Source organism: Lentzea aerocolonigenes, assembly GCF_000955955.1.
Taxonomy (GTDB): domain Bacteria; phylum Actinomycetota; class Actinomycetes; order Mycobacteriales; family Pseudonocardiaceae; genus Lentzea; species Lentzea aerocolonigenes_A.
Genome location: NZ_JYJG01000152.1, coordinates 1 through 22,458 on the forward strand (window position 1 = coordinate 1; position 22,458 = coordinate 22,458).

At 69.1% G+C, this 22,458-nt stretch carries 24 protein-coding genes; 18 read left to right on the forward strand and 6 right to left on the reverse strand.

All coding sequences use genetic code 11. From position 1 onward, the window contains the following. Positions 1 to 173 precede the first annotated feature (173 nt). The 4 genes from UK23_RS48855 (at position 174) to UK23_RS22130 (ending at position 7,668) form a co-directional block, all read left to right on the forward strand. A complete protein-coding gene (locus tag UK23_RS48855) occupies positions 174 to 3,644 on the forward strand; it encodes an SUMF1/EgtB/PvdO family nonheme iron enzyme (protein ID WP_156213305.1) in 3,471 nt (1,156 codons plus the stop codon). Further along, positions 3,641 to 4,501: an AAA family ATPase gene (locus UK23_RS48860; RefSeq protein ID WP_052684932.1), complete on the forward strand. Its 861-nt coding sequence runs from the start codon at positions 3,641 to 3,643 to the stop codon at positions 4,499 to 4,501. Before UK23_RS48855 ends, UK23_RS48860 begins: the two co-directional genes overlap by 4 nt. A 2-nt stretch (positions 4,502 to 4,503) precedes the next feature. Further along, positions 4,504 to 6,639, forward strand: coding sequence for a hypothetical protein (locus tag UK23_RS22125; RefSeq protein ID WP_045313501.1), 2,136 nt, complete (start codon positions 4,504 to 4,506; stop codon positions 6,637 to 6,639). Between the two features lie 111 nt (positions 6,640 to 6,750). Beyond that, the gene (locus UK23_RS22130; protein ID WP_045313502.1) at positions 6,751 to 7,668 is read left to right on the forward strand and encodes an NADP-dependent oxidoreductase; all 918 of its coding nucleotides are present in this window, start codon (positions 6,751 to 6,753) and stop codon (positions 7,666 to 7,668) included. A gap of 147 nt (positions 7,669 to 7,815) precedes the next feature. Here UK23_RS22130 and UK23_RS22135 read toward each other — a convergent pair whose 3' ends face one another. Continuing rightward, a complete protein-coding gene (locus UK23_RS22135) occupies positions 7,816 to 8,520 on the reverse strand; it encodes a GAF and ANTAR domain-containing protein (RefSeq protein ID WP_045313503.1) in 705 nt (234 codons plus the stop codon). Between the two features lie 101 nt (positions 8,521 to 8,621). Between UK23_RS22135 and uppS the strand changes: the two genes are divergently transcribed. From uppS to UK23_RS22160, 5 genes are all read left to right on the forward strand, one after another. Beyond that, positions 8,622 to 9,374, forward strand: coding sequence for a polyprenyl diphosphate synthase (gene uppS / locus UK23_RS22140; protein WP_045313518.1), 753 nt, complete (start codon positions 8,622 to 8,624; stop codon positions 9,372 to 9,374). A 66-nt stretch (positions 9,375 to 9,440) separates the two neighbouring features. Beyond that, the gene (locus UK23_RS22145) at positions 9,441 to 11,582 is read left to right on the forward strand and encodes a DEAD/DEAH box helicase (RefSeq protein WP_045313504.1); all 2,142 of its coding nucleotides are present in this window, start codon (positions 9,441 to 9,443) and stop codon (positions 11,580 to 11,582) included. Between the two features lie 119 nt (positions 11,583 to 11,701). Next, positions 11,702 to 12,391 carry a hypothetical protein gene (locus tag UK23_RS52790; RefSeq protein WP_330770169.1) on the forward strand — a complete coding sequence of 230 codons (690 nt, stop codon included), beginning with the start codon at positions 11,702 to 11,704 and terminating at the stop codon, positions 12,389 to 12,391. Between the two features lie 317 nt (positions 12,392 to 12,708). Continuing rightward, on the forward strand, positions 12,709 to 13,461 hold the full coding sequence (locus tag UK23_RS22155; protein WP_156213306.1) for a thermonuclease family protein: 753 nt from the start codon (positions 12,709 to 12,711) through the stop codon (positions 13,459 to 13,461). Further along, positions 13,451 to 13,948 carry a hypothetical protein gene (locus UK23_RS22160; RefSeq protein WP_052684933.1) on the forward strand — a complete coding sequence of 166 codons (498 nt, stop codon included), beginning with the start codon at positions 13,451 to 13,453 and terminating at the stop codon, positions 13,946 to 13,948. The genes UK23_RS22155 and UK23_RS22160 overlap by 11 nt, the downstream gene beginning before the upstream one ends. A gap of 26 nt (positions 13,949 to 13,974) precedes the next feature. On the opposite strand, the gene UK23_RS22165 is transcribed toward UK23_RS22160, so the two are convergent. From UK23_RS22165 to UK23_RS22175, 3 genes are all read right to left on the reverse strand, one after another. Beyond that, positions 13,975 to 14,358, reverse strand: coding sequence for an STAS domain-containing protein (locus UK23_RS22165; protein WP_052684934.1), 384 nt, complete (start codon positions 14,356 to 14,358; stop codon positions 13,975 to 13,977). A gap of 200 nt (positions 14,359 to 14,558) precedes the next feature. After that, positions 14,559 to 14,753, reverse strand: coding sequence for a ferredoxin (locus tag UK23_RS22170; RefSeq protein WP_045313506.1), 195 nt, complete (start codon positions 14,751 to 14,753; stop codon positions 14,559 to 14,561). Continuing rightward, entirely contained in the window at positions 14,753 to 15,991 is a 1,239-nt protein-coding gene (locus UK23_RS22175) for a cytochrome P450 (RefSeq protein WP_045313507.1), read from the reverse strand. Before UK23_RS22175 ends, UK23_RS22170 begins: the two co-directional genes overlap by 1 nt. Positions 15,992 to 16,142: 151 nt before the next feature. Here UK23_RS22175 and UK23_RS22180 point away from each other — a divergent pair, with 151 nt between their 5' ends. From UK23_RS22180 to UK23_RS22205, 8 genes are read left to right on the forward strand one after another with little or no spacing between them, the layout of a single operon-like run. Beyond that, positions 16,143 to 16,757: a TetR/AcrR family transcriptional regulator gene (locus UK23_RS22180; RefSeq protein ID WP_045313508.1), complete on the forward strand. Its 615-nt coding sequence runs from the start codon at positions 16,143 to 16,145 to the stop codon at positions 16,755 to 16,757. 21 nt (positions 16,758 to 16,778) lie between these two features. Then, complete coding sequence (locus UK23_RS51800; protein ID WP_156213307.1) at positions 16,779 to 17,084, forward strand: hypothetical protein; 306 nt, start codon at positions 16,779 to 16,781, stop codon at positions 17,082 to 17,084. Between the two features lie 9 nt (positions 17,085 to 17,093). Further along, positions 17,094 to 17,504 carry a hypothetical protein gene (locus UK23_RS22185; RefSeq protein ID WP_045313509.1) on the forward strand — a complete coding sequence of 137 codons (411 nt, stop codon included), beginning with the start codon at positions 17,094 to 17,096 and terminating at the stop codon, positions 17,502 to 17,504. After that, on the forward strand, positions 17,501 to 18,670 hold the full coding sequence (locus UK23_RS22190) for a zinc-dependent alcohol dehydrogenase (RefSeq protein WP_045313510.1): 1,170 nt from the start codon (positions 17,501 to 17,503) through the stop codon (positions 18,668 to 18,670). Before UK23_RS22185 ends, UK23_RS22190 begins: the two co-directional genes overlap by 4 nt. Before the next feature lie 47 nt (positions 18,671 to 18,717). Then, on the forward strand, positions 18,718 to 19,560 hold the full coding sequence (locus UK23_RS22195) for an MBL fold metallo-hydrolase (protein ID WP_045313511.1): 843 nt from the start codon (positions 18,718 to 18,720) through the stop codon (positions 19,558 to 19,560). Then, a complete protein-coding gene (locus tag UK23_RS51805) occupies positions 19,557 to 19,721 on the forward strand; it encodes a hypothetical protein (protein WP_156213308.1) in 165 nt (54 codons plus the stop codon). The genes UK23_RS22195 and UK23_RS51805 overlap by 4 nt, the downstream gene beginning before the upstream one ends. 26 nt (positions 19,722 to 19,747) lie before the next feature. Further along, positions 19,748 to 19,966, forward strand: coding sequence for a hypothetical protein (locus UK23_RS22200; protein WP_196777821.1), 219 nt, complete (start codon positions 19,748 to 19,750; stop codon positions 19,964 to 19,966). A 38-nt stretch (positions 19,967 to 20,004) separates the two neighbouring features. Continuing rightward, on the forward strand, positions 20,005 to 20,337 hold the full coding sequence (locus UK23_RS22205; RefSeq protein WP_045313513.1) for a hypothetical protein: 333 nt from the start codon (positions 20,005 to 20,007) through the stop codon (positions 20,335 to 20,337). A gap of 4 nt (positions 20,338 to 20,341) precedes the next feature. On the opposite strand, the gene UK23_RS22210 is transcribed toward UK23_RS22205, so the two are convergent. Continuing rightward, positions 20,342 to 20,923, reverse strand: a complete 582-nt coding sequence (locus tag UK23_RS22210) for a DUF2231 domain-containing protein (RefSeq protein WP_045313514.1) — start codon at positions 20,921 to 20,923, stop codon at positions 20,342 to 20,344. 72 nt (positions 20,924 to 20,995) lie between these two features. Here UK23_RS22210 and UK23_RS22215 point away from each other — a divergent pair, with 72 nt between their 5' ends. Further along, positions 20,996 to 21,493, forward strand: coding sequence for a DUF1360 domain-containing protein (locus UK23_RS22215; protein WP_045313515.1), 498 nt, complete (start codon positions 20,996 to 20,998; stop codon positions 21,491 to 21,493). A gap of 188 nt (positions 21,494 to 21,681) precedes the next feature. Here UK23_RS22215 and UK23_RS22220 read toward each other — a convergent pair whose 3' ends face one another. Beyond that, positions 21,682 to 22,305 (reverse strand): hypothetical protein, encoded by a 624-nt coding sequence (locus tag UK23_RS22220; RefSeq protein WP_231114620.1) that lies wholly within the window; start codon positions 22,303 to 22,305, stop codon positions 21,682 to 21,684. Positions 22,306 to 22,458 lie beyond the last annotated feature (153 nt).

The window sequence follows — 22,458 nt, forward strand, 5'->3', positions numbered from 1 at the left end:
TTACCCGCCGACGTTCTGGGTCGCGCCACTAGTCAGTTCGTGGACAGTCCGTGGACAACCCGCACCTCGACCACGCGGGTGGCGTTTGCTGTTCATGATGCGGTTGTCCAGCGAACTCGTCCGTGGTGAAACGAACTGCGGCCTCGCACGATCCAAGGTGTGAGGTGGTGCAGATGCCCGAGGACGACCCCGGCCGGCCGTGCCGGGTGTTCATCTCGTACGCGCACGAGTCCGACGAGCACATCGAACAGGTCCGCGACCTCTACTACGTCCTGCGCGAGAACGGCGTCGACGCGAAGCTCGACCTGCTCGCCGCGGGACGGCGGCAGGACTGGCCGTTGTGGATGGGCGAGCAGGTTCGCATGGCCGACTACGTGGTCGTCGTCGCCTCCGCCGCGTACCGCAAGCGGGCCGAGGGACGCAGCGGTCCGGACGAGGGCCGTGGCGTGCAGTGGGAGGCGCGGCTCATCCGGGACGCGTACTACGCCGATCAGCTCAGGCTGGAACGGTTCGTCCCGGTCGTGCTACCGGGCCAGTCGGTGCGCGGGGTGCCGGACTTCCTCGGGCCGAACACGACGACGATCTACCACGTTCAGGACTTCTCGCTGGCGGGGATGCAGCCGTTGCTGCGGCTGCTGCTCAGCCAGCCCGCGGAGGTGGAGCCGCCGCTGGGCGAGCCACCTGTGCTGGGCAGGCGCGGCCGCAGGACAGACCTGCCGGTGAAGGCGGCGCCAGCGCCCATCGACTCGCCACCGATGGAACTGCGGTGGGAGGGCGTTCCACCAGGCGAGCAGCCGGTTCTGCTGGTCACGGACTTCGCGGCCGACGTGCCACAGGCGCTGCTCCAGGTGTGCGGCGAGGCACGACCGGACACCTGGCTCGCCGGTGAGGAACTGCAGGAGCCGATCGGGTCGAACCTGCCGCCGGGCTCACTGGTCGTCGTCGACTTCTCCGGTGTGCTGCCGGAGCAGGCGTTCACCAGCGACCTCGCGAGCCGGATCGACGCCGTGCTGGCGTGGGCCGCGGACAACTCGCATCGCGTCGTGATCGGGCTTTCGCGGTTCGTGCTGGCGGAGCGGGACGTCGAACGGCTGGGCCGGCGTGTCCAGGTGGTCACCGCGACGCCGCTGTTCTCCGCGCACCACCGGCATCGGGCCGAGGAGTGCGAACGGCTGCTGGGCAGGAAACTTCCGTTCCGGGCCGCGTTGTTCCCGTTGCTCAGCGCGAACAGCGCCGTGTTGCCGCGGGCGGCCGCGGAGATCCTGCGGACGATCCCGTCGTGGCCCGCCCTCGTGAACTCGTCCGCCCCTGGGCAGGAAGAGATCGGGGTCGCGCTCGAGATCGCGCGGCGGCTCACCGAGGTGGGCTTCTACGAGATCGCGTTCCGGCTGGAGTCGTGGTGCCGCACGGCGAACCGGCAGCGGGGTCTGGTCGAGCTGACCGCGGACCTGCGCAGGAACCTGGAAGCCCGTGGCGAGGACTCGATCGTGGGCTTCGTCGAGTCGATCAGGGAGGTGCCAGCGGTGGTGCCGTTCGGCGCGCTCACCGCGGGAACGGGGGCGGGCAAGAGCACCTCGTTGCTGATCATCGAGCATGCCTGGTCGTTGCCGCACGAGGGTGACGCCGGTCCGCGCGTGCCGCACCACCTGCCGCTGCTCGTCCCGCTGGCACCGGACGAGAACGTCGATCTGGCGGGCCATGTCGAGGCGACCATCGCCGGACACGCGTTCGCGCGGGGCGACGGCGGCGCACGGTTCATGTCGGCGTGTCACACCTTGGTGCGGCGCCTCGGCAGCGTGCGGGCGCTGCGCCGGTTGTTCGGCTCGCCGCTGTACCTGCTGCTCGACGACGTCGACCAGCTGTCCGCGGCCGGCCTGAACCGGCTGAACACCGATCTCGCGAAGCTCCGCGCCGACGACTCCCGGACCGGCGCCCTGCTCGCGTGCCGCGACGAGCGCACGGCGCGCCTGCTGCGGATCAGCGACGTGGCGATCCGCGAGCTGGGCGAGCAGCAGATCAGGGCACTCGTCAGGCAACGGGGAGGACATGCGTCACTGCCCGGCCTGTTGCTCGCCAACGGCACCCCGGTCTCGCGCTACCTGCGCAATCCGCAGCTGCTGAGCCTCATGTGCGACCTGGAGCTGACGAGCGCGGATCTGGCGGACGCCAACCTGGCGATGATCCTGCAGCTCTACGTCACGAGGTGGGGCGAGTGGGGCGCCGTCGACCGGCGAGGAGTGGAGGACTGGCTGGCGGAGGCCGCGCTCGAGCTGAAGGTCTCGGGAGCACGGCGGGTGAAGCTCGGCGACTCCGCGGCCCAGGACATGATCGCCACCGGGCGGGTGCTCGGCCTGTTGCGGCCCGGCGACGATCCCGGCGTGCTGGAGTTCAGGTTCGAGGCGTTGCGCGACTACTTCGCCGCACGGCAGCTGGCGAGACTGGCCGGAGTGTCGGACCTGGCCACGGTCATCCGCCGCTATCTCGCTGGAACTGATGGCTGGCACGACGTTCTGCGGATTCTGGTCGCACTGGTGGACCACGCCGGTGTTCTGCAGCTGGCGGAGACTCTCGTCCGGCGCGGTGACCTCCAGCTCGCGCACGAATGCGTGCTGGAGCTCCCGGACGGTGGTGGCAGGGCGGGGGAGCTGACGTCGGCCGCGCTGGTGCACAGGATTGACCAGACGGCGGACCCGGACACCCGCACACGGCTCGGGCACACCCTCGGCAGGCTCGACCCGAGGATCTGGGCGCGCAGCCCGGTGCGGAACCTGGTCGAGGTGCCCCGGTCGGAGCTGATGGACGCCTTCCAGATCGGGCGCTATCCCGTCACCAACACCGAGTTCGCGGAGTTCGTCGCGCAGGATGGGTACACCGGTCGCGAGTGGTGGGACCAGACGGGCTGGCGCTGGATCAAGGAACAGGAGATCCGGTTTCCGAGGTACTGGCTCAACAGCAGGTTCAACCTGCCCAACCAGCCGGTGACCGGGGTGAGCTTCTTCGAGGCCGCCGCGTACTGCAGGTGGCTCACGAGCAGGCATCCCGACCGGGTCTTCCGGCTGCCGTCGGCGATCGAGTGGGACTGGGCGGCGCACGGTCAGCACCAGATCTTCGAGCGGGCGCTGGCGATCGCGCGGGGAAACCAGGACCAGACCGCCACGCCCCGCGGCCGATCGGCGATCACCAGGACGATCCGGCAGTGGTTCGGCCGCAACGGCGTTCCGGACATCCCTCCGCCGATCTGGCTCGACGCGGCCGAGTCGGTCGCGTTGATCGAGAAGGTGGCCTCGTCGATCGAGGAGTACACGGTGCCGCAGTCCCGCGGGCTCGGCGCTCCGGTCGGTGGGCATCCGCCGAACCGGTTGGGAGCCCACGACTTCTTCGGTGCCGCCTGGCAGTGGTGCAACACGTCCATGTCGGTCATGTCGGCGACCGAGCAGTACCTGGAGGAACCGCCGCCGGCCCAGACGACGGCGAAGGGCACGTTGATGGTGGTGAAGGGCGGGGACACCGCCGAGTCGCACAACCCGGTCTGGTCCGTGATCGGGGGGTGGTTCGACCCGTTCGTTCGTTATCACCGGCTGGGTTTCCGCGTGAGCTGCTGGTCCACCCCGAGAACGCGTCGTGCAGAGGAGATTGGCTCATGACCCGCTATGTGGAGATCGACGACGTGCGCGTGGCGCTGGCGGAACCGGTCGAGTTGCCGACGGACCCGTTCGTCGGTCGCGCCGACGAGCTGCGGATGTGCCGGGTCGCCTGGGGCATCAGCGGTGACGGCACCAGCCTCGTCGACGGCAACGTCCTGCCGTTGAACTTCCGGCTCGAGGGACCGCCGGGACTCGGCAAGAACGAGATCGTGTACGAGATCGCCCGCCGGCTCGACATGCCGCTCTACATCGTGCAGGGCCACGAGGAACTGACGCCGGAGGACCTCGCCCTGCTGCTGACGCCTGATCCGGAGGCCATGTACGGGGAGGTTCCGCCGCTGACCCTGCGGGCGAGTCCGCTGGCGACGGCGTTGTACGAAGGCGGCCTCTGCTTCTTCGACGAGATCAACCGTGTCCCGGACCGGGCCCTCAGCCCACTCGCCTCCGTGCTCGACGTGCGGCGGTACGTCTACTCCGCGATGACCGGTATCAACGTCAGGCCGAGGGACGACGAGGCGAAGAAGCGGTTCCGGTTCTGCTGCGCGCTCAACCCCTCGCTCAGCAACGCGGGCCACGTGCTGCCCGAGTACATCGAGCAGCGGACGCTGCCGGTGATCGAGATCAACCATCCGCCGTTCGAGGACGTGCACGAGATCGTCCGCACCTCGCTGAAGCCCTCTCCCGAGTTCCTCGCCGCCTTCACCGACTGGTACCACCAGCAGGAGCGGCAGGACATCTCGGTCCGGCAGGCGGTGGCGCTGATGAACTACGCGATGAACTACGAACAGCACGTCGGCGGGCAGAAGACGAACGTGTTCGACCACGTCGCCCAGTTCATCGTCGGCCGCAGAAGCTGAGCATGAGCACCCCGTACCTGCGTCAGGGCAACGTCTACATCGTTCCCGTCCTGCGCCACCACCTCAACTTCTCCGTGCAGGTCCAGCGGGCGATGCGCGAACTGCGGCTCGACGAACAGGACGTCATCGCCGTAGGCCTGCCCGAGTCCCTGCACGCGCCGATGCTCCAGGCCGTCGCACGGTTGCCGCGAGTCTCGTTGCTGATCTCCAGGCTGAGTGACGGTGACCAGCGGGAGGTCTTTCCGGTGACCCCCGCCGACGGCATGACCGAGGCCGTCCGCATCGCCGCCGAGCACGGCATCCCGTTGCGGTTCGTGGACCAGGAGATCGCGCCGGGACACCTGCTGGACCGCTTCTGCATGGCGGACGAGGACTGGCCGGACGACGGCCTCGCCCTGGAGCACGGCGCCCGGTGGTACCTCGACCTGGTGGCCGAGCGTCTCGTCCATCCGCCGTCGCGGTTCGAACCGATGGACACGTGGCGCGAGCTGCACATGGCGGCGCTGTTGCGGCGGATGCATCCGCGGTACCGGCGTGTCCTGTTCGTGTGCAACGCGACTCACGTGCACGCGGTCCAGCGGCTGTTGCGCCAGCCGGAGCTGTTCACCGACGACGTGCGACCGGCGTTGCCCGGCATGAGGTACGAGATCCGCGATCCGAGCCTGCACATCCTGATGCGGTACCTCGACTACATCCCGCGCCTGGTCGAGCGGTACGAGGCGGCCAGGGCGGAGGGCACGGCACCCGACTTCGACAAGCGAACCGCGCTGCTGCGGCTCGTCTACCAGTTGAGCGTCGACGCGAAGGACCTCCGGTTGTCGCTGCGGCACTACCAGGTGTTCTCACAGGTGCTGACGAAGCTGCTGGAGGAGGAGAAGCGGATCTCGCCGATGTTCGAGACCGTGATGACCGCGTCCACCGGCTGCTTCGGCAAACTCTTCACCGAGCGCCTCTTCCGGGATCTGCTCGGCTATTTCGACCAGGTGAAGATCGAGCGTATCGGGCGGATCAGAGGCACCCGCGAGTCGCTCTTCGAGGTGGCCGTCACGAAACCGCGCTCCAGGGGCGGTCCGGTGTTCGTGGCCCGCAACTGCACCCAGTTCGAGCACTACTACGAGGTCATCGGTGCCACCGCGCGCAAGGACGACGATCCGGACTCCGCCCCGGACCTGCCACCCGGCGAGATCATCGACCTGGAGGGCCTGCCGCCGCGGTGGCAGGGCAGGCCGCCGGAACGCAAACGTCACGGCTGGGAGCGTTCGTCCTGGCCACCGGCGGACCTGTTCATCGAAGCCATGCGCGAGAAGGTGTTCGACCTGGTGAACAGGGGCGGGGACCACGAGGTGAGGAGCACCGAGTTCCGCGGCTCGATGCACGAGGGGCTGGATTTCCGTCGCACGCTGCGCAGCTACTACAAGAAGGAGCCCAAGCTCTACGTCCGCCAGACGCGAGCGGTCCGCAGGCTTGTGGTCGATCGCGCGGAACCCGTGTTGTGGCTGTCCGACCGCTACGAGTCGGCCGATCTGAACGACGACCGGTACATGTTCTCGTACGCCTACTCCGGCGCCGCGGCCGAGAGACTCGTCGACACCTGGTACCTCGGCAGGAGCCAGACGACCCCGGCCGATCTGAAGAACTCCCACAGCGAGCCGGTCGAGATAACGGCGTACGAGCTCTACGCGCGGGTGAGCTTCCGGGGCTCGTCGGGAACGCTCGAGGAGATCCGCGACCGGTTCGGCGACTCGCTGTACGCCAGGGTGCCGTCGGAGGAGGCCGTCGCGGACGTGGACCTGTTGCGCCAGCGCGTCTCCAGCGCCTACGGGCTGCAGCTCGACTGGACCAGGTGGTGGGAGATCATGATCCTCACGGCGCTGGAGTACGCGAAGGAGGCGATCGTGCTGATCGCACCACAGCAGTTCGTCGTCCCGGCCGAGATCGCGTCGAGTGCCGCGGCGCGCGGGAAGTCGATCACGCGTGTCTCACCCGCGAGGTTCACCCGCGAGGAACTCCGCCGGTTCTCGACCGAGTACTACCTGGAAACCCGTTATCCGGGGAAGCGCCCGGACTACAACGACCCGGTGCACCGGGAGTACCTGGTCGAGAGGTTCTCGGACGTGATGAAGCGCTTCTGGGAGTGACGGGCGTTTCCGTTGACTGGTTCCCGATCGTGGGCGTCAAGTGGCCCCAGCCTGCCGGGTGGAACGGGGCTAGCGTGAACGGCCGGAGAGCGTCGCCGCACGGAGGTACCGATGAAGGCTGTCGTTGCGACAGATCAGACCGCGGAAGCAGCCGGGATCGCGCTCGTGGACCGTCCTGAGCCGACGCCGGCGATCAACGACGTCGTGGTCGAGGTCCGCGCATCGGGGTTCGTCCCCGCGGAATGGGAGTGGCCCTCGACGTGGGCCGATCGCTCTGGTGGCGCTCGCACCCAGGCGATCATCGGCCACGAGCTCGCCGGGGTGGTCTCGTCCCTCGGCTACGGCACGACGGGACTCTCGTTGGGGCAGCGGGTCTTCGGCATCACGGACTGGCACCGCGACGGAACTCTGGCCGAGTACGTGGCCGTCGAGGCGCGCAACCTCGCACCGCTGCCGGGAGACGTCGACTTCACGGTGGGAGCGAGCCTGCCGATCGCCGGCCTGACCGCGTGGCAAGGCCTGTTCCAGCACGGTCGTCTGCAGGCGGGGCAGAGCGTCCTCGCACACGGCGCCGCCGGCGCGGTCGGATCCGTGGTCACGCAGCTCGCCCGCGAGTTCGGCGCCTACGTCATCGGTACCGGCCGGGCAGCGGACCGGCAGGCGGCACTCGACTTCGGTGCGAACGAGTTCATCGACCTCGGCAACGAGGATCTCGCCGACATCGGTGGAGTCGACCTGGTCTTCGACGTCATCGGCGGTGACGTCCAGAAGCGGTCGGCGGGCATCATCCGGCCGGGCGGGTCGCTGGTGTCGGTGGTCGGCCCGGTCGAGGCCCGCCCTGTCGACGGCCGCGCGGTCGACTTCGTCGTCGAGTCCGTCCCGAGCCAGCTGACGGAGATCGTCGAACGGGTGCGGGACGGGCGCCTGCGCACGCACATCGGCACCGTCGCCACCCTGGACGACGCGATCCCCGCGCTCAACCCGGCCGAGCGGCGCAAGGGCAAGACCGTCATCCGCGTGCGCGGATGAGGGTCTTGGCGAAGATCCGGCCGACGCTGAACACGAACGTGTCCACCGGTGCGACGGCCTTCAACGACAGCGCCCGCGTACGGGAACCAGTCCGCCGACGCCTTCCCGGTCCGATGTGGACGGGGGGCGTGGTCGTGGTCCCGGCTGTCAACCCGGCTGACGAACGTGGCGGTTCTCCACGAGCCACGTCGCGGCGTCGTGCAGCTTGACGTTGGTCGACTGGGAGGCTTCGACCAGCATCCGGAAGGCCGACGCGGCGTCGAGGCCGTGGCGTTCCATGAGGATGCCCTTGGCCGTGGAGATGATGTCGCGGTTCTCGACCGCGATGCCGAGCTGAGCCTCCCGCTGCGCGCCGACCAAGGCGATCGCGGCATGGGTCGCGAAGAGCCGGCCGTCCTCTTCGGTCTGTTCGTCGAAGGAGCTGACCCGGCTCGAATAGAGGTTGAGCGCGCCGAGGGTGCGATCGGTCACGAACAACCGGTACGACAGCAGCGAGTGGATGTCGTACCCGGCCGCGGCCGGACCGAAGGCGGGCCACCTGGCCTCGTCGCCGACGTTGCCGGCGCGGTAGGTCTGGCGCTCCTTGATCGCGTCGAGGCACGGGCCTTCGCGAAGGTCGTACTGCAGCTCGTCGATGGTCTCGACGATGGTGCTCGTCGGCGCCACGGTACGGATCTTGCCGCGTTCGACCAGGGAGATGCCGGCGTGCTCGGCACCGGGGATGTGGTCGACGGCGGCTTTGACGATCGCGCGAAGTGTGGTGTCCACGTCAGGTTCCGCTTGTAATGTCCGGGCGACGCTGCTGAGTGTCTCGGCGAGTCTTCGGAAACCGGCGTCGTCAATCGCCCTCATGATGCCTCCATCACCAAGTTCGGCGCAGTCGATGCTCCATACCCTGCTGGCACAGCGGTTTAAACCAGCGCGACGGTGCTAGCTTCGGCTCCGTGACGATCATGCGCGCGGCTCTGCAGGATCTCTACGCTCGCCGCCTTCGCGCCAAGCTGAAGAACGCGACACTGCCCAGGCACATCGGTGTGATCATGGACGGCAACCGGCGCTGGGCCGAGCAGGTGGGTCTGGGGAACGCGAGTTCAGGCCACCAGCGCGGAGGCGAGCACCTGAAGAACGTCATGGGCTGGTGCGAGGACATCGGCATTCCCCACCTGACGGTCTACCTCGCGTCCGCGGACAACCTGCACAAGCGCGCCAACGCCGAGATGCGCTTTCTGATGGAAGAGGTCGTCGAGCGAATCGTGGTGCCGCGGGCGGTCGAGTCCGAACGCTGGCAGACGCACGTGGCCGGCCGGATGGACCTGCTGCCCGACACCACCAGGCACGCGTTGAAGCTCGCTGTGGAGGACACCCGCGACCGCGACGCCGAATTCCACCTGACCATCGCCGTGGGCTACGACGGCCGCTTCGACGTGGTGGACGCGGTGCGCTCGCTGCTGGAGAGCGGGCCGGGCCTCGAGGAGCTCGCGGCGAGCATCACGCCGGATGACATCGCCCGGCACCTCTGCACCGCCGGGCAACCCGATCCCGACCTGGTGATCCGCACCAGCGGCGAGGTGCGCCTGTCCGGTTTCCTGTTGTGGCAGACGGCGTTCGCGGAGCTGCACTTCTGCGACGTCCACTGGCCCGGCTTCCGACACGTCGACTTCTTGCGCGCGCTGCGTTCCTACGCCGACTCACGAGGGCGACGATGAAGGTCACCGTGGTCGTGCCGGCCTGAACCGGACAGTAGTCTCGGACCGCCTCGAGGAAGGACACGGGTGGACGACTCGGCGAAGGTCGGCAGGCATGCACGCGCGGTGCTGGCCGCCGCGAAGGCGTTCCGCGCCGAGGCGGCAGGGGTGCGCGCGGAACCGGATCGGCTGCTCGCGCTCGCCGCCGCGCAGTACCAGGCGGTCCAGGACTCGCTGGTGGCCGACCAGCTCCGCGCCATGCCGTTGGACAAGCTCCGCGACACGAAGGCGAACCTGCGGCTGAGCAAGCTGAAGGCCGCCGGGTACCGGACCGTCGCCGATGTCGCCGAGGCGCGTCCGGAACAGCTCGACGGTGTGCCCGGAGTCGGCAGGCAGTCCGCCGAGCAGATCGTGCGGGCCGTCCGCGCAGTTGTCGACGGCGTCGCACGCGACACGACCGTCCGGCTGAACCCCGACCGCGCCGGCCGAGCCCAGACCGAGTTGCTGCAGCTGATGTCCAAGCTGCGCAGGGCGAACCAGCTCGTCGGCCCGTTGCGCGAGCCGCTCGCGGATGTGCTGGGCAGGGTCGACGCCGACGTGCGCGCCGCGTCCCGTGCCTGGAGCCGGGTGCGGATGTTCTTCTCGTTGCGGAAGAACCGGCAGGCCGCCATCGAGTCGCTCGGCCGGCTCGAGGCCCTGCTGGCCAGTCGCGACGTGGCGGCGTTGCGCGCGGTGGGCACGCAGCTGCGCGTGCCGGATCTGGATCACCGCGCGCTGTGGCGCGACTACGAGCTCGACGCGGCCGCCTACAACACGCTGCTCGCGGACCTCGGTGGTGCGGGCGCGATGCCGGATCGCAGCGCCGCCAAGGGTTTCGTCCCGGCCGAGATCGAGCACGAGGTCGACGCGACCGCACTCGACACCAGCCTGCTGAAGGTGTCGCTGCGCGGCTACCAGGTGTTCGGAGCCAAGTTCGCGCTGGCCCGCAAACGCGTCATCATCGGCGACGAGATGGGACTGGGCAAGACGATCGAGGCCATCGCGGTGATGGCGAGCCTGGCCGCCGGCGGGCGGCGCGGGTTCCTGGTGGTCTGCCCGGCGAGTGTCGTCGTCAACTGGGTCAACGAGATCGCCAGGCACAGCGACCTCGTGCCGCACCGGATGCACGGCGCGGGCCGCGACGGCGCGGTCGGCGAGTGGCTGGCACAGGGCGGGGTCGGCGTGACGACGTTCGGCACGTTGCCGAAACTGGTGCTGCCCAAGAGGTTCCGCCCGGCGCTGGTCGTGGTCGACGAGGCGCACTACGTGAAGAACCCGGACACGCAGCGCTCGCAGGCGGTCAACACGATCGTGCAGCGCGCGGAGCGGGCGATCCTCCTCACCGGCACGCCGATGGAGAACCGCGTCGAGGAGTTCCGCAACCTGGTCGCCTATCTCCAGCCGGGCGTCGCGGCCCGCACGGGCGCCATCGACGCCGTGGTGGGAGCGAAGGCCTTCCGCCGCGTCGTCGCACCGGTGTACCTGCGGCGCAACCAGGAGGACGTGCTGGGGGAGCTGCCGGAGCTGCTGGAGATGGAGGACTGGGTCGAGTTCGGCAAGCAGGACCGGGGCGCGTACCTCGACGCGGTGCGCGAGGGGAACCTGATGGCGATGCGCCGCGCCGCCTATGCGCCGGGCACGCCCCGCGGCTCGGCGAAGCTGGAGCGGCTGCTGGAGATCGTCGAGGAGTCGAGGGACAACGGCTGGAAGGTCGTGGTGTTCTCGTACTTCCACGACGTGCTGGACGCGGTCGCGGACCACGTCGAAGCCTTCGGCCCCCTGACCGGCGCGACGTCGGCGCAGGGCCGTCAGCAACTGGTGGACGCGTTCACGGCGTGCGAGGACCACGCGGTGCTGCTGGCCCAGATCGAAGCGGGCGGCGTGGGCCTCAACATCCAGGCGGCCTCCGTGGTGATCATCGCCGAGCCGCAGTGGAAGCCGAGCACGGAGGACCAGGCGATCGCCCGTTGCCACCGGATGGGCCAGGTCCGCAAGGTGCACGTGCACCGGTTGCTGGTCAAGGACAGCGTGGACGCGCGAGTGCAGGAGATCCGCGACCACAAGACCCTGCTGTTCGACCACTACGCGCGGGAGAGCGACACGAAGCACTCACACGCGAGCGCGCTGGACTCCGCGGTGTCGGTGGAGCAGCGGGTGGTGCGCGCCGAGCAGCAGCGCCTTGGTCTATAGGAAATGGATGTACCAGGGGAAATGTGAGCATCAACACCCGGCTGTGACGTTCTCGTGTTCATTTCGTAACATGGCCCGCCGTGTGAACATGCCCTGTCCCCGACGCAAGGTGTTCCCGAATGCCGGGCCGACATAGAACGAAGCAGACCGCCAGCCGAAAGCTGCCCATCGCAGTCGCCGCCACCCTCACCGTGGGCTTGGCCGGCACCTTCTGGATCGTCCGCGATTCCGGCCAGCCGGTCGACCCGACTGGAGCGGCCGCCCTTCTGGCCGCCTCGTCAACTCCCGTCAGCCAGGACCTGCGGCCTGTCACGACATCGACCACCGCGCCGTCGTCCTCGCAGCCTCCGGTGACCACGACGACGCCTCCGGTGACCACGACAGAGCCCAAGACCACCACGCCGCCTCCGCCGCCGCCCTGTCCGACGACGTTGGACGGAGTCAAACCGCATGCGGCCCAGGTGGGTCACCACGTCGCGGGCAAGTTCGGCGTCAGCGACATCGGTGGTGCCGCCGGCCGGGGAGGCTCCGGTGACCATCCTCTCGGTCTGGCGCTGGACTTCATGGTCGACCCCGCCACCGGCAACGCCCTGGCCGACTACGTGCTGGCCAACCGCAAGGCGTTCGGCGTCACCTATGTGATCTGGCGCCAGCGCTACAACGACGGCAGCGGCTGGTCGGCGATGGAGGACCGGGGCAGTCCCACGGCCAACCACATGGACCACGAACCACATGGACCACGTGCACGTGTCGTTCCAGGCGACCGCGACCGTCAACGTCACCTGCTGATCTTCGTCCACAAAGGATGAGAACAACGTGCGGAGGCAATCACAGCGCCGGCCGCCGTGAAGATGACGGTCAAATTGCATTGAACCTTTTACATTCTTGACGAACACATTGTTAGCGATAACACTGGCCTTGCGGCGAGGCGCAGCCGCTCTGCCAGGCAAAAGGCTGAAAGTCCTGACCTCATGAAGGTCGGTGTGAGCCTGCCTGTGGCATACCACTCCACCTTCATCGAGGCAGGATCGCATTGCCCAGCCCAGCCACATCGATCACGCGTCCGGGGGTCGTCCGCCGTTTCTGGTGGCGCTCCGGCCAGGGCGCGAGGCTCGCCGTCGCGAGCTTGAGCGTCGTCACCACGGTCGCCACGACGGGGGCGGTCACGTTCGCCGGAGACGCGTTTCCAGGAGGACGCGGGAGCTCCGGCCTCGAACAGACCGTGCACAGAGGCGACGCCGTCGAGGTGACGGTCCGCGAAGTGTCCGAAGTGGACTCCTTCGAGGCTGTGGAGCCGGCCACCGGTGTCTTCTTCCGCGCCCGCGTCGCGGGGGTGCGCAGGCTCGCGGACTGCCGGCTCGCCGAGTCGCGCGCCGTGGCCCGGAACCTGTTGCTGGGCAAGGGAGTGCGGCTCCTCGTGCGGAGGGACGGCGCGTCCGGGAGCGACCAGATCGTGGCCGACGTGGTGCTGCCGGACGGGAGGGACTACGCGCGGACCGTCGTGCACGACGGCGTGGCTGAGGCTGACCTGGCCACCCGTGAGGAGCTCGCGCCGGTCGAGACCGACGCTCGCCGGGACCGTCGCGGCTTGTGGGCGACCAGTTGTCCGTCGGTCGAGACGACGACAAATGCGCCGTCGTCATCCGCGACGAGTACGACCACCACGACGACAACCGTTCCGGCCACGACGGAGTCCAGCTCACAGCCACCGCCGTCACCGCCGGTGTCATCATCCTCGGCACCACCCGACGGCCCGTTGATCGTCGTGAGGGGCGGGCGGTGCACCACGGAAGGTGAGCGGGGGACGACCATCACGGGCAACGAGATGGTCTGCACGCGCACCGACAAAGACGAGCTGAGGTGGCGGCGTGCGAAGTGAGAACTTCTTCAGCAAATCGGTGCCCACCGTCGCGACGCCGCCACGCCTGGCGGACGGCAGGCCTCCGCGCGGCCTGACCGGCGACGGCCTGGTGCGCACGACCGGTTGGCTCCAGGCCGGTGACCACCCGGTGAGCTCGGTCTACGTCGCGGCGGCGATCGGGTTCCTGTGGGCGCCGATCGCCGCGGTCAAGCTGATGGCCTCGGTCCCCGTCGCGGCCGGGGTCCTGGTGATCGCGGCTCCGGCGCTGTCCGGCACGGCGTGGTGGTTGTTCACCACGCGGGTGAGGCCGTCCTCCCTGGCGCGCAACACCGGGGAGAAGTGCGCGAAGGACCTCGAGCCGGGTGACGTCGTCCGGCTCCACGGTTCGATCGGACCGGTGGGCCAGGTGATCGCGGTGACGCCTGCCGGGGTGGACTTCTACGGCGGCGGGAGCCTCTCGTGGGCGCCCGGCGACGTCGTGCAGATCGCCGAACTGCTCACCTGAAGTCGTGACAGGAGAGCGTCCGCCTTTCAGCCGGCCGTTCTCGTGCGCGGGTCGGTGCGCAGCGCCTGCTCCACGTCCGAGTACAGCTCCAGCACGTGGTCGAGACCGGACATCGTGATCGGCCGCAGCACCGCCCGATGTGCCGCCACTATCCGCAATGGGCAGCCCACGGCACTGGCGCGACGCTGCTGCGTCAGCAGTTCGTTGAGGCCCGCCGACCCGAAGAAGGTGACCCCGGACAGGTCGACGACCACGGGAAACGGCGGTGTCGCCATCGCGATGGCGACCCTCAGCTCGTGACGCAGTGCGAACACCGAGTCCTGATCCATCTCTCCGGCGGCCCGCACGACCGTCGAGAGGACGTGCACTTCTCGTTGCACGTGGAAGGACGGTGGGGAAGTGTTGAGCACGGCAGGGCCTCCTCGCCCTCGCGATCCGGTGACCGGATCAAGGACGCAGCTGCCCGCTGAACTGCTCACCCAGAACTTTAGCCGTTAAAACGACCGACCGCATCTCGGCGAGGTCCACGCTGGGTTCGGCGCGAACGGCACGCTGGTACGGCTGGTTCGTACGAACGTGCCTTTCGCGCCAACCAGAACGAGGGATTCGCCTACCTGTCCACCACGATCGCCATCGCCGGGCACAGCAGGGCGGCGTGCTCGGTGGCCGCCTCCAGGTGCGCAGGCGGGTCCTCCACCAGCAGGACCACCATGCCGTCGTCGTCGCGCTGGTCGAACACGTCCGGCGCCGCGAGCACGCACTGGCCCGCACCCACGCAGGCGTCCACGTCGATCCGCACCTTCATCAGGCGTCCTCCCCGTCCCAGGTGACCGGCAACGCGCGCACGCCGTAGACCAGCGCGTTGTCCTTGAACTCGATGTCCTCGAACGGAACCGCGAGCCGCAGCGTCGGGATGCGCTGGTGCAGCCGGGCGAACACCTCCTGCAGCTCGACCCTGGCCAGCTGCTGGCCGAGGCACTGGTGGATGCCGTAGCCGAACGCCAGGTGCGCGGTCGCCTCGCGCTTCAGGTCGATGCGATCGGCGTCCGGGAACACCGACTCGTCACGGTTGCCCGCGGACAACACGGCGACGAGCCATTCGCCCGCCTTGATCTCCTCGTCCCCGATCGTCAGATCGCCGGTGGCCTGCCGCAGCACGCCGAAGTGCACGATCGACAGGTACCGCAGCATCTCGTCGACGGCGGTCCCCGCGAGTTCCGGGTCCGCCCGCAGCGCGGCGAGCTGGTCGGGCTGACGCAGCAGGGCCAGCGTGCTGAGCCCGATCATGTTCGCTGTGGTCTCGTGCCCGGCGATCAGCAGCGTGATGCCGAGTGTCACCAGTTCCTCGACGGACAGCTCCTGGCCGGTCTCCCTGGCCCGGACGATCAACCTGCCCAGAAGGTCGTCGGTCGGCGTCTCCAACTTGGTCAGCACCAGCTGCGTCATGAACCCGACGACCTCGAGGTTGGCCTGCTCCAGTGCCGCGGGGTCGCTGTTCGTGCCGACGAGCACCGCGGTCTGCTCCTGGAACCGGTCGCGGTCGGCGTAGTCGACCCCCAGCAACTCGCAGATCACCAGCGACGGGATCGGCAGCGCGAAGTCCGCGACGAGGTCGACCGGCCCGGTGCGCGCCAGCAGCGCGTCGAGGTGGTCGTCGACCAGGCCGCGGATGTAGGGCCGCATCGCCTGGATCCGTTTGACGGTGAACTCCGGCGTCAGCAGGCGCCGCAACCGGGCGTGGCCGGGCCCGTCCATGTTGAGCAGGCTGCCGGGCGCCACCGGCCGGTCGAGCACGCCGCCGGCCACCACGTGCGTCGACGGGGCGGCGTGCGAGCTGAGGTGCGGATTGGTCAGCATCGCGCGCACGTCGTCGTACCGGCTGACGACGCGTGCGTCGACGCCGACCGGACACGCCAGCGAGGCGGTGCCCTCCTGTGCGCGCAGCTCGACGTACTCCGTGGGCGGGTCGAACGGGCAGCGGGGGTCCCGCTCGGTGGGGAAGGAGCCCAGCTCGGACCGGGTGCCGACCTTGGTCTCACTCATGGCGGAAGCCGCCTTCCCGGAAAATAATGGCAGTCACTGTCACATGACTCAGGCTGTCAGATGACATCGCCTGTCGCAACCAACTGTCACTTGGCAGTCACTGCCAAGTGACAGTGCTACGGTTCGTGCCGAGGGCAGGGAGGTGTGCGCTGTGGGCTTGCGCGAGACGAAGATGGAACGCACCCGGCAGCTCATCGCCGAAACCGCGTTCGACCTGTTCGTGGCGCAGGGGTACGACGCCACCACGATCGAGCAGATCGCCGCGGCGGCCGAGGTCGGCACCCGCACGCTGTACCGCTACTACGCCACCAAAGAGGCGCTGGTCGTCAGCTTCGTGGAGAACGGCCTGAACGCGGCGATGGCGGCGTTCGAGGCACAGCCCGACGAGACGCCGCTGCCCGAAGCGCTCTACGCCGTCGTGGACAGCGTCGAACAGACGATCACGGCGAACCCGGCGCGCCTGCTCGCGCTGTACCAGATCTTCCACCGGACCGCGGGCCTGCGGGCCGGACTCGCCGACCTCGACTGGTCCTGGCGCCAGCGGCTGGCCCAGGAGGTGCTGCGCAGGTCGGACGGGACGCGGGACGTGCTGTTCGCGACGCTGACCGCGGCGAGCACCATGAACGTGATCGAGGTCGTCGTGCAGACGTGGACCGCGGACGGCGGCCGTACCGAGATCGCGGACATCACCCGCTCGGTGCTGAAGCTGTTGCGGGCCAACGCCATTCCGATTCCGACGGCAATTCGTCACGACCACTCCACGTAACGGATCCGTTGGGGTGGGGCCATGGACCAGGCCGTACCTGTCGGCCGGCTCGGCGAACCCGGGCAGCCGGTGCAGGTCGTCCGCACTGTCCACTTGGGACAGCGGCAGGTCGCTCAGATCGCGGAAGTAGTTCTCGAACCCGCCGGGCGTGATCACCTCGATGATGCGGCCGGGCTGGTCGCCGGCGTTCCACCTGGCGTGCATCTGCCCGCGTGGTTTGGTGATGTAGCCGCCGGGTCCGAGCACGACCGCTCGATGCTGCCCGCTGATCCCACCCGGTTGTTCCCCGCAGCCGCGGGTATCCCGTGCGTTCGTGCTCCGGAATAGGACGGAAACATGAACACAGCAGGGAAAGCGCTGTTGGCCGCGGGCGTGGCGACGGCGGTGGCGGTGGTCAGGCGACGGCGACGCACCCCGCAGGACCAGTCGGCCGATCGCTGGCTGGCCGTAACGGTGTACCGCTCGCCGGAGGAGGTTCAGTCCTCGCTCCCGGACGACCTGGCGCGGTGGCGGGACCAGGTCGAGCTGCGCATCCAGCCGGCGACGGGCGACAAGGGCACCGAACTGAGGGTCAAGCCCACCGGCGAGGTGCCGGCGCACGAGCTCAGGCTGGCGCTGCGCCGGGCGAAGGCGGTGCTGGAAGCGGGTGAGGTGGTCCGGGCGGACACCGCGCCCACGCATCCGGGCCCGATGGGCAAGGTGCTGCAACTGGTGACGAACCGGGCAGGGGGAGGTGGTCGGCTGTGAAGGCGTTGTGCTGGGAGGGGATCAACGACGTGCGGGTGCAGGACGTGCCCGATCCCCAGCTGCTGAACGACCAGGACATGATCCTCAAGGTCCGGCTGAGCACCGTGTGCGGCTCGGACCTGCACCTGCTCACGGGTCACATCCCGTTCATGCAGGCGGGTGACGTGATCGGCCACGAGTTCATGGGCGAGGTGGTGGAGGTCGGGGCCGGTGTCACCAGGCACCGGCCGGGTGACCGCGTCGTCGTGTGCTCGTTCATCGTCTGCGGCCGTTGCTGGTACTGCCGCAACGAGCTGTACTCGTTGTGCGACAACACGAACACCAACCCGGCGATCACCCAGCACCTGTGGGGAGCCGATCCCGGCGGCATCTTCGGCTACTCGCACGCGATGGGCGGTTTCCGGGGCAGCCACGCGGAGTACGTGCGCGTGCCGTTCGCCGACCACACCGCGATCCCGATTCCCGAGGCCGTGGACGACATGAGCGCCCTGTTCGCCTCGGACTCCGTGCCGACCGGGTGGATGGGCGCGGATCTGGGCGGCGTGAAACAGGGCGACGTGGTGGCGGTGTGGGGTTGCGGTGCGGTGGGCCAAATGGCTGCCCGCGCGGCCCAACTGCTGGGTGCCGAGCGGGTGCTGGTGATCGACCGCTTCGACTACCGGCTGCGGCAGGCGGAGTCGGCGTTCGGCGTGGAGACCATCAACTACGCCGAGACGTCGGTCGGAGAGGCTCTGCTGGAGGCGACCGGTGGCCGTGGCCCTGACGTGTGCATCGAGGCGGTCGGTTGCGAGGCGCACTCGACCGGCCCGCAGTACGTGTACGACCAGGTGAAGAGCAAGCTGAAGCTGGAGATGGACCGCCCGATTGCGGTGCGGGAGGCGATCTACAACTGCCGCAAGGGCGGGTCGGTGTTCGTCCTGGGTGTGTTCACGGGGCTCGTGGACAAGTTCCCGCTGGGCGCGCTGATGAACAAGGGGCTGACCGTTCGTGGTGCGCAGCAGCACGGGCAGCGGTACATCCCGATGCTGCTGGACCGCATCGCGTCCGGCGAACTCGTGACCAGCCACCTGGCGACGCACGTCATGCCGCTGAGCGAGGGCGCACGGGGCTACGAGCTGTTCAAGAAGAAGGAGGACGACTGCGTCCGATCGGTTTTCCGCCTTTGACACCGGGCGGCGCGTTCATCGGGGCGATGCCGGGGTAGCCGAACTGCATGGGCACTGAGCGGCAGAACCCGAACCCGACGACTGGTTCGCTGCAGTTCGTGGGCAACGCCACCACGGTGCTCCGGCTCGGGCCGTTCACCCTGCTGACCGATCCCAACTTCCTCCACAAAGGACAGTGGACGCACATCGGTCAGGGCGTGGTGTCGCGCCGGCTCACCGATCCGGCGATCGAGATCGCCGATCTGCCCGAGCTGGACGCCGTGGTGCTCTCCCACCTGCACGGCGACCACTTCGATCGGATCGCGAGCAGGGAACTCGCCCGCGACCTGCCCGTGCTCACCACGCCGCACGCGGCGAAACGCCTGCACCGCCGGGGATTCCGGGAAGCAGCGCCGTTGCGCACGTGGGAGACCATCACGCTGTCCCGCGGTGCGGCGAAGCTGACCGTCACGTCGTTGCCGGGCAGGCACGCGCTGGGACCGCTGGGACGCCTGCTGCCTCCCGTCATGGGCACCATGCTCGAGTACCGGGAGGCGGCGGGCGTCCTGCCGTTCCGGATCTACCTCAGCGGCGACACGCTGGTGCATCCGGAGCTGCGCCGGATCCGCGACCGGTTCGAGGGCATCGACCTCGCTGTCGTGCATCTCGGCGGCACGAAGGTGCTCGGTGTGCTGCTCACCATGGACGGCAGGCAGGGTGCCGATCTGATCGAGTTGCTCGCCCCGCGCACCACCGTGCCGGTGCACTACGAGGAGTACGGGGTCATGAAGTCACCGCTGTCCGACTTCACCGCGGAGATCTCGGGTCGGCGGGCGCGGTTCGACGTCCAGGTGGTGGCGCGTGGGGAGACCTTCGCGCTGCCGATTGTCGAGGAGAGGAGTTCGTTGTGACCGGACCAGAACATGATGACGTGGAACGTGGTGCGGCCGAGGAAGGCGGCGACGCGCCGTTGACGCCGACCGAGGAAGAGGCGTCGGAGCGGGCGCCGAGCGACCCCGGCGGTCCGGGTGCGGGACTGGACGGCGGCGGCCGCTACGGCGACGACGGCTGACCGTCATGCCTGTTCCCGTCGAGGACTTGAAAAGGCTGCTCCAGTCGGACCGGCCGGATGCGGCGCTGGTGCTGGTCGAGGGCCGTTACCTGGTGGCGGGGCGCGAGGAGCTCGCGTCCGGGGCGCTGCCCGTGGTCACGAGAGACGAGCTGCTCGAACGCACCGGAGGATGGCCGGTCACGGATCGCGACCTCGACGCAGTGGCCGCGAAGCTGAGCTCAGCCGTGGACAACCTGGGCGGCTGACGAGGTTTGATCCGGGCGCCGGCGGGTAGGGCTGAGATATGACCCGAACTCGCTGCCACGCCGACGGCGCCGAAGTGACGCTGCGGTCCAAGACGATGGTCCTGGACTTCACCGGGGAGTGCGACGGCGCCGCCGGCCTCCGGCTGGTCGCCGAACTGCCGGACGCCGGTGGCGCGGAGGACGGCGGAACGGTTGTGCTGGAACAGGATGCCGCGACCGTCACCCAGCCGGGCGGCGAGATCCGGCTGGCCGCACGGGAACCGCTGCGCCACCACGACGGCGAACCGGTCGACGTCGAGTTCGTGCTGCCGGAGAGTCCCGAGTCGACGGTGCTCGCCGTGCGCGGACTCGTCGTGCGGATGGATGACTGACGGCTCAACGGACCTGCCGGGTGGACCTCCGCGTCTCGAACGGGCGCACGTTGCCGTCCTCCGCAGGGCGTTGCCAGCGGAACACACCGGCACCCTGCGCGTAGGAGAGGTGACCGCCGAGCGCGCCACCGACGCCCAGCGCCGCCAGTCCGAGCAGGCTCAGCAGCTTTCCCCCGGTGTGGGCCTCGCGTCGTCGTGCGGCGTAGGACGCGGTGAAGCACGCCAACGCGGTGGTGTTGGCGACCACGTGCGCGATGCCGACCCGTTGTTGCCGACGCCCCAGGCCGTCGTAGTCCGCCAGTCCTAAGAGGACGGTCGGCGGTGCCACCGCCAGCCCGATGCCGGTGAGGCGCCGCGCCGCGTTCTCGTTGCCCGCTTGGACGTCCAGCGCCGACGCGCACACCCAGGCTCCGATGGGCACGGTGATGATCAGCGGGTGCAGCGGATGGCCGAGCCACGATCCGCGCAGCACCCCGCGCAGGCGTGACGACCGCAGCAGTCGCCGGGCGACCGCCGCCACGGCGACCGCCGGCCGGTCAGCCGCACGAAGGTTCTCCGCGCTGCGCAACACGTCGTGAAGGTTCATGGCTGCGGATACCCCGCCGCACGCCGCCCATCCCGGTGGTTTGGACGCACCCGCTGCGGAAACACCTTGGCCATGTCGATCGCGGAGTCCTTCGAACGTGTCCAGCGCGCCTATGCGGATGGCGAACGCCGCCCGCTGCTCGGGTACCTGGCCTCGCTGTGCTCGTACGGCGCTCTGGTGGGTGTCGCCACGGCCGTCGGGCGGCAGCGGGGGACTCGGCTGCCTGAGCGCTTCTCGGCCGGTGACACCGTTCTGCTGGCGCTGGCGACCCACAAGGCGAGCAGGCTCGTCACCAAGTCCTCGATCACCAGCGTGCTGCGCGCACCGTTCACCCGGTACGAAGAGCCGGCCGGTCTGGCCGAGGTCAAGGAGACCGTGCGCGGTCACGGCGTGCGGCACGCCGTGGGCGAGCTCGTGACCTGTCCGTTCTGCTCCGGTGTCTGGATGGCCGGTGCGTTCACCGCGGGTCTGGTGCTCGCGCCGAGGGCCACCCGCCTGGTGATGACCGCTCTGTCCGCCGTTGCCGCCTCGGACTGGCTGCACCTCGGGTACGACGCCGCGAAGAAGTAGTCACGGCAGCGGCGGGCCAGGTGTCCTGGCGATCAGGTCCCAGCCGGCGTGGTGCGGGTGATCCGGGGGAACCGTACGGGCGTCCACTGAGGACAGTGCGGCCGTCGGTTCCGCGAACGTGGCCGAAAGCCGCTGGGATCGACGCGCAGCGCGTCCCACCAGGGCCGCACGAGCTCATCCGCGTACATCTACGGCTTCCGCGCCACGACCCGGAAGCTCTTCAGCTCCGAGTCGGCCGGGTCGGGCAGCTCCATCCCGGCGTTCAGGCCGCTGCGGACGTAGTCGACGACCTCCTTGGTGATCACCTCACCGGGCAGGACGGCCGGAGCACCCGGCGGGTAGGGCGTGATCATCTCGGCGCAGATCCGCCCCACGGCCTGGTCCGCGGCGACCTGCTCGACCTCGGCGAAGAACGCGTCGCGGGGCAGCATCACCGTCTCCAGCTGCAGTTCGTCCGGCGACGGCAGGTCCACCTGTGGTGGTGTCGGCATGCCGTCGGCGGCCTTCACCAGAGCGCCGAGTGCGTCGAGCAGAATGTCCGCGGTGCGGTGGTCGTCGGCGTGGGTGAACTGCGCGACGACGCGCCGGTGGTCGGACAGCCCGAGCGTGATGCGCTGGTGCTCGCGGAGCCAGTCGGTGGCCTGGTAGCCGCTGATGCCCAGTGCCGACACGTCGATGACCATCTTGAGGGGGTCGAGCGAGTTCGCCAGGTCCTCACCGAGGAACTCTTCCTCGCCCATCACGCGCAGGCCGGGCAGGTCGTTGATCGCGGCACGGGTCGAGTGGGCCAGTGCGAGTGTCGCCGTGAGCATTTGCTTGCCCTACTGGACCATGTGCCGCCGCCAGCCGTCGAGCGTGGCGTAGACGAGGGACGTGGGGCTCGTGGTGGCCAGCAGGTCCTCGCGGGCCTTGAGCACGTTCGGATCGACCAGGTCGCCCTGCAGGTGGAACACCGAGCTCTGCTC